At 68.6% G+C, this 6,000-nt stretch carries 4 protein-coding genes; all 4 read left to right on the forward strand.

The features are described 5' to 3' along the window. Nucleotides 1-306 precede the first annotated feature (306 nt). Entirely contained in the window at nucleotides 307-1,905 is a 1,599-nt protein-coding gene (locus ABZZ74_RS35060) for an arabinofuranosidase catalytic domain-containing protein (RefSeq protein ID WP_356771983.1), read from the forward strand. A 93-nt stretch (nucleotides 1,906-1,998) separates the two neighbouring features. Next, a complete protein-coding gene (locus ABZZ74_RS35065) occupies nucleotides 1,999-4,449 on the forward strand; it encodes an RICIN domain-containing protein (RefSeq protein WP_356771985.1) in 2,451 nt (816 codons plus the stop codon). Between the two features lie 59 nt (nucleotides 4,450-4,508). Next, nucleotides 4,509-5,654: a ricin-type beta-trefoil lectin domain protein gene (locus tag ABZZ74_RS35070; RefSeq protein ID WP_356771987.1), complete on the forward strand. Its 1,146-nt coding sequence runs from the start codon at nucleotides 4,509-4,511 to the stop codon at nucleotides 5,652-5,654. A gap of 77 nt (nucleotides 5,655-5,731) precedes the next feature. Next, nucleotides 5,732-6,000: endo-1,4-beta-xylanase (locus tag ABZZ74_RS35075; RefSeq protein WP_356771989.1), on the forward strand; the 269-nt coding region annotated here is incomplete at its 3' end.

Consider the following 6,000-nt stretch of genomic DNA (forward strand, 5'->3'; position numbering starts at 1 on the left):
GACTTCGCTCACACGGCCCGGGGCACTCGCGCGTCGGCCGGTCGGGTCCGCGCCCGGTGCCGCCACTTCGCAACTTTTCGTGCCTGCCAAGAGCTTGCGCACCGCGGCGATCAGCAGTCGAATCGATTCCGCAGCAAGGTTCGCAGGAAGCGTCCCCCCACCCTGGACAGCCCTGCGAGACCGGGAGCACCGTCTCCCCCCGGTACCACTCTGCAATCCCACTGCATCACGGCACGTTCCAGCGCTTCGGCAGGTGCCGGCGCACCGCGGCCCGACCGGGTTGCGCCGACACGGTAGGGAGTCCGGATGGGAACCACACGCACAAGACGCCGCCTACTGCCCGTGCGCGACGGCGTCGAGCGGTTGCTAGCGCCCGTGCGCCACCGCGGAAGGCCCCGGGACACGCCGTCTCGGACGCCCCTGCCTCCATCGGCCGGGCAGGTTCGCTCCCCGTGGGCGGCGTTCGCCCGGGCGGGCGCGGCAGCCGCGCTCGTCGCGGGCGCTCTGGCCGGCGCCACCGTCACCGCCGCCACAGCCCGGGCCGTCACCTCCGGCCCCTGTGACATCTACGCGGCCGGCGGCACGCCCTGTGTGGCGGCGCACAGCACCACAAGAGCGCTGTACGCCGCGTACAACGGGCCGCTCTACCAAGTCCGGCGCGCCTCGGACAACTCCACCCGCGACATCGGAGTCCTGAGCGCGGGCGGAGTCGCCGACGCCGCCGCCCAGGACTCGTTCTGCGCGGGGACGACCTGCCTGATCACGGTCATCTACGACCAGTCCGGTCGCAACAACAACCTCACCCAGGCACCCGGCGGCGGCGCCGCGGGCGGCCCCGACAACCTCGCGAACGCGACCGCCGCGCCCACCACGGTGGGCGGACACAAGGCCTACGGCGTCTTCGTGGCGCCCGGCACGGGCTACCGGAACAACCACACCAACGGCATCGCCACCGGGGACAACGCCGAGGGCATGTACGCGATCTTCGACGGCACGCACTACAACGGCGGTTGCTGCTTCGACTACGGCAACGCCGAGACGGACAGCAACGACGACGGCAACGGCACGATGGAGGCCATCTATTTCGGCAACATCAAGGTGTGGGGCTACGGTTCGGGCAACGGTCCCTGGATCATGGCCGACCTGGAGAACGGCCTCTTCTCCGGGGTGAACCAGCATTACAACGCCAACGACCCCACCATCAACTACCGCTATACGACCGCCATCATCAAGGGCGGCCCGAACCACTGGGCGATCCGGGGCGGCAACGCGCAGTCCGGCGGCCTGTCCACCTTCTACGACGGAGTACGCCCCAACGTCTCGGGATACAACCCGATGCGCAAGCAGGGCGCCATCATCCTGGGCATCGGCGGCGACAACAGCAAGGGCGCCCAAGGCACCTTCTACGAGGGCGTGATGACCTCCGGCTACCCGTCCGACGCCACGGAGAACGCCGTCCAGGCCAACATCACCGCGGCCGGATACAGCAACTCCGCAGGCGGCGGGACGAGTACCGGAGCGCTGCACGCGGTGGGCGCGGGCAAGTGCCTGGACGTGCCGAACTCCTCGACTACGGCCGGCACACAACTGCAGATCTGGGACTGCAGCGGCGGCGCCAACCAGACGTGGACCCGCACGTCCTCGGGCCAACTGACCGTCTACAGCGGCAGCAGTCAGATGTGCCTGGACGCGTACAACAACCAGACGTCCGCCGGTACCAAGGTGGTGACCTGGCCGTGCAACGGCGGTGCCAACCAGCAGTGGCAGGTCAACTCGGACGGCACCGTCAAGGGCGTCCAGTCAGGACTCTGTCTCGACGTCACCGGCGCCTCCACGGCCAACGGAGCCCTGGCGGAACTGTGGCCGTGCAACGGCGGATCCAACCAGCAATGGAGCCTGAACTGACCTGAACGGCTCCGGTCCGCGGCCGGCCCACCGCCGACCGCGGACCCTCGTCGGCAGCTTGAGGACGACACGCGCCACCACCGGAGGATGACCATGTCCAGAGTCAGAGCACTGTGCGGCCTGTGGGCCGCTCCCACAGCTCTGCTCGCCCTGCTGGCCGGCAGCCCGGCCACCATCGGAGTCGCGTACGCGGAACCGGCTCAGCGCCAGGCGGGAGTCGCGGATCTGTACGTGGTGCCGAACGCATCACCCGGCGGGGATGGCACCGCCGAGCATCCGTTCGCGACCATCGACCAGGCACGGCAGCCCGCGCACCGGATGTCGGCCGACGCGGACGTCGTGGTCCATCTGGCCGGCGGCACCTACCGGTTGTCCGAGCCGCTCAGCTTCGGCTCCGGCGACGGAGGCCAGAACAACCACACCATCACCTACCAGGGCGCGCCCGGTCAGCAGCCGGTCGTGACCGGTGCCCAGCAGATCACGGGTTGGCAGGTGCATGATAAGTCCAAGGACATCTGGTCGGTGCATGTCGGCAGCGGCGTCACCACCCGCCAGCTCTATGTCAACGGCAAGGAGGCACCGCGGGCGGCGATCCAGGTACCCCGCTCGGCCTTCACCTTCACGCCGACCGGTCTGACCCTCACCGACTCCTCGCTCGACTACCTGGCCGGCCTCTCGGACCAGAACCACATGGAAGTCGAGAGCATCAACTCCTTCACCGACCGCTACGCGCCGGTCCAGTCGATCAGCGGCAGGACCGTCACCATGCGGCAGCCCGCGTGGAACAACAACTCCTGGGGCTACGACACCATCAACGCGCCGTTCGCCGGCGGGACGATGTACCTGGAGAACAACTACGCGTTCCTGCAGCAGGCCGGACAGTGGTATCTCGACGCCTCCACCGGCGACCTGTACTACCGCGCCCAGCCGGGGCAGAACCCCAACGCCCTCGACGTCGAGCTGCCCAGGCTGCAGAACCTCCTCGGCATCAGCGGCAGTTACGCCTCACCGGTGGCAGGTCTGGGCTTCACCGGCATCCGCTTCACAGGCACCTCCTGGCTCGGCCCGAGCGGACCCGACGGCTACGCGGACCAGCAGAGCGGCGCACACATCACCGGCACCTACGCGATGCCCGCCAACTGGCTGAGCACCTGCAGGTCGGGCTGCACGCAGTTCGAGGCCACCCGCAACCACTGGACGCAGATGCCCGCGGCCGTCCAGGTCTCCGCCGCCACCGGCATCACGTTCTCCGGCGACACGTTCTCCGAACTCGGGCAGGCCGGACTGGGCGTGGGCAACGACGGTGTCGCCACGGCCTCCGGTACCGGTCTGGGCGCGAGCGGCATCACCGTCACCGGCAGCACCTTCACCGACATCGCCGGCAGTGGCATCCAGGTCGGCGGGATCCAGCCGGACGCGCACCATCCGAGCAACCCACAGATGACCAACCAGAACATCACCATCAGCAACAACAAGGTCAGTGGGGTGGGAACCGACTACAAGGAGACCGCCGCCATCCTGTCCACCTACGTCACCAACGCGACGATCACCCACAACCAGTGCGACCACCTGCCCTACGACGGCATCGACATCGGCTGGGGCTGGGGCGTCAACGATCCCGGTGGCAGCCAGGACTACGTCAACCGGGGCACGTACACCTACCAGCCCGTCTACAGCACCCCCACCACGCTGAAGAACAACACGGTCTCGCACAACCTGATCTACGACACCAAGAACGCGATGTTCGACGGCGGCAGCATCTACAACCTGTCCGCGAGCCCCGGGTCGGTGATCACCGACAACTACATGTACGACAATAATCGCACCACCGCGCTGTACCTCGACGAGGGCTCCCGTTACCTGACGGTGTCGGACAACGTGGTGCAGGACGCCGGCAACTGGGCGCTGACCAACGCCAACGCGAACAACCACACCGACGACAGCACCTTCTCCGGCAACTGGTACAACGGCGGCAACACATATGTGGCCACCGGACCTCCGCACAACAACGTCCTCACCGGCAACGTTCAGGTCAGCGGCACCAACTGGCCACAGGGCGCCCGGCAGGTCATCCAGCAGGCAGGAGTCCAGTCCTCCGGCGGCACAGGCGGATTCCCGGCCGGCTACCACCAGTTGGTCATCGGCAGCGACAGCCTGTGCCTGGACGTGCACGGCAACTCCGGCAGCGCGGGCGCCGCCATCGACCAGTGGACCTGCAACGGGCAGAGCAACCAGCAGTTCCAGTTCGTGCCGGCCGCCGGTGGTTACGGGCAGTTGCAGGCGCGGAACTCCGGCCTGGTGGTCGCGGTCTCCGGTGGTTCGACCGCCGCCGGTACGCCCAACATCGTGCAGCAGGCGCCGGGCGGAGCAGCCGGTGGTCTGTGGTTGCCGGTGCGGCAGTCCGACGGCTCGTATTCCTTCCAGAACCAGAACAGCGGCCTGTGCCTGGACGTGTACGGCGGCGTCGACAGCCCCGGCCAGCAGCTGGACCAATGGCCCTGCAAGAACACGGCAGGCAGCAACCAGGACTTCGCCCCCCGCTGACCGATCGATTCGTGTGCTCGTTCTCCCCACCCACTGTCCCGCACCAGTGAGGAACGCTCATGAAGAAGTGCTCGGTATCCCTGGCTGCCGCGCTGACGGCCGCCCTCGCCATCGGCGCCGCACCACCCGCGGCGTCCGCCACCGCCACCAGGACGCCGTCCTCGGCCGAAGGCGCCGCCGCGCCCACCCCTCTGCGGCTGATGCCGTTGGGCGACTCGATCACCTGGGGCGTCGGCAGCCCCTCCGGGAACAGCTACCGCGGTTTCCTGTGGAACCAACTGTCGACTGAAGGCCATGCCCTGGACTTCGTCGGCTCAGGCCGCAACGGCACCATGTCCGACCCGGACAACGAGGGCCACTCCGGCTGGCGGATCGACCAGATCGCCGGCATCGCAGACTCCGTGCTGGCCCGGTACCGCCCCAACGTGGTCACCCTGGAGATCGGCACCAATGATCTCAACGGCAACTACCAGGTCCCGACCGCTCCGGACCGGCTTCGCGCGCTCATCGACCAGATCACCCGCGACCTTCCCGACGCGACCGTTCTGCTCGGCACCGTGATCGTCTCCACCAGCGGCACCGAGGAGGCCGTCCGGCCCGCGTTCAATGCCAAGCTCCCCGGAATCGTGCAGGCCGAGCAGGCCGCCGGCAAGCACGTACGGCTGGTGGACATGAGCGCGCTGACCAGCGCGGATCTCTCCGACGCGCTGCACCCCAACGACAACGGCTTCCGCAAGATGGCGGACGCCTTCAACACCGCGGTCCAGGCCGCCGACGCGGCCGGCTGGATCAAGCCGCCGGCCTCGGCGGGCGGGGAGGTGCGCTCCGGAGTCGCGGGGAAGTGTCTCGACGTCGCCAACGGCAGCAGCGCCAACGGGACCGCCGCGGACATCGCGGCATGCAACGGCTCAAACGCACAGCAGTGGTCGTCGCTCTCCGACGGCACCCTGCGTGCCCTCGGCAAGTGCCTCGACGCGACGGGCCGCGGTACGGCCAACGGCACGAAGATCGAGGTCTGGGACTGCAACGGCGGCGGCAACCAGCAATGGCAGGCGTACAACGGCGGCTACCGCAACCCGGCCTCCGGGCGCTGCCTCGACGACCCCGGCTCGTCCACCACCGACGGAACCCAACTGGTCCTGTGGGACTGCCACGGCGGCGCCAACCAGCAGTGGACCGCGCTGCCGATTACCTCCCTCCAGTGAATTGACCCCCACCCCGACCGGGGCGCCGACGTCTGGTCGATGCCCCATCCCCCCACACCCAAGGAGACTGATCCCTCATGCCCTGGCTCAATGAAGAGCCCCGTCTGCGCAAGGTGCTGGCCCTGGCCGCCGGACTGACGGCCGGCACGGCGCTGGCTCTGGCCGGTCCGGCGAACCCCGCCGCCCACGCCGCCTCCGGCACACTGGGCGCGGCAGCGGCCGAAAGCGGCCGCTACTTCGGCACCGCCGTGGCCGCCGGGAAGCTCGGTGACTCGACGTACTCCACGATTCTCGACCGGGAGTTCAACATGATCACCCCGGAGAACGAGATGAAGTGGGACACCAC

Origin of the sequence: Streptomyces sp. NPDC006476, assembly GCF_040612015.1 — a bacterium.
GTDB classification, from domain to species: Bacteria; Actinomycetota; Actinomycetes; order Streptomycetales; family Streptomycetaceae; genus Streptomyces; species Streptomyces griseorubiginosus_B.